Below are 736 nucleotides of genomic sequence, written 5' to 3'. Positions count from 1 at the left end.
AGAAAAAAATTACAAAAAGATTGATTCTGAATCTTAGCTGGAAATGAATTAAAAAATTGCGGTAACTTGTTGACGCTCTCTATCTGATACGATATATTATTGGTAAGCAAATATGTTGATCGGAATCATAAATGACAGGTAGTTCCCATAAGAAGTGCTTTGGAATTTATATTCCATCGGTTCTTTTGGGATTTTTTTATGGAAAGATTGACTATTTGTAATTTCCACGTTTGACGTGCAAGTTTTTTAGGAGGAATCGTATCATGCAAAACGGTACAGTAAAATGGTTCAACGCAGAAAAAGGTTATGGCTTCATTCAAGTAGAAGGCGGAAATGACGTATTCGTTCACTTCTCTGCTATCCAAGAAGAAGGATTCAAATCTCTTGAAGAAGGACAAGAAGTAACTTTCGAAATCGTAGAAGGCGACCGTGGCCCGCAAGCGGCTAACGTTGTGAAAGCATAAATATTTACAAACGGCAATCTCTCCCTGAGATTGCCGTTTTTTTATATAGTTTTCCTTGAAAATGCAGTAGACTCATCGTATAATGTCTTGCTGTTGGTATGAGAAATCATCCGCGGTTCGCAAACTCCCGCGATACCAAAACTAAGGAGGCTATATGGATGAGCAACGAATGGTTATGGATCATTTTCGCAATCATTAACTTTACTTTATTATTAACCGTATATAAAATTTTTGGGAAGCCCGGTCTCTTTGTATGGATCGGTATGTCGACG

Annotated in this window: 1 protein-coding gene and 1 pseudogene; both read left to right on the top strand. The window is 37.4% G+C overall.

Annotated elements, in window-relative coordinates; genetic code table 11:
- Positions 1–263 precede the first annotated feature (263 nt).
- On the top strand, positions 264–464 hold the full coding sequence (cspD, locus tag LD39_RS21055) for a cold-shock protein CspD (protein ID WP_035553516.1): 201 nt from the start codon (positions 264–266) through the stop codon (positions 462–464).
- A 158-nt stretch (positions 465–622) separates the two neighbouring features.
- Positions 623–736 (top strand): annotated as a pseudogene (locus LD39_RS22880) (VUT family protein); the annotation flags it as partial.

The sequence above is a fragment of the Halobacillus sp. BBL2006 genome (assembly GCF_000786645.1).
Taxonomy (GTDB): Bacteria; Bacillota; Bacilli; order Bacillales; family Halobacillaceae; genus Halobacillus.
Note: the sequence above shows the minus strand (reverse complement) of the source record. Positions and strands in the feature narration are given on the sequence as shown.

Excerpts from the sequence above, each read along its gene's own strand:
- cspD (WP_035553516.1), top strand. The coding sequence starts at position 264 with ATGCAAAACGGTACAGTAAAATGGTTCAACGCAGAAAAAGGTTATGGC.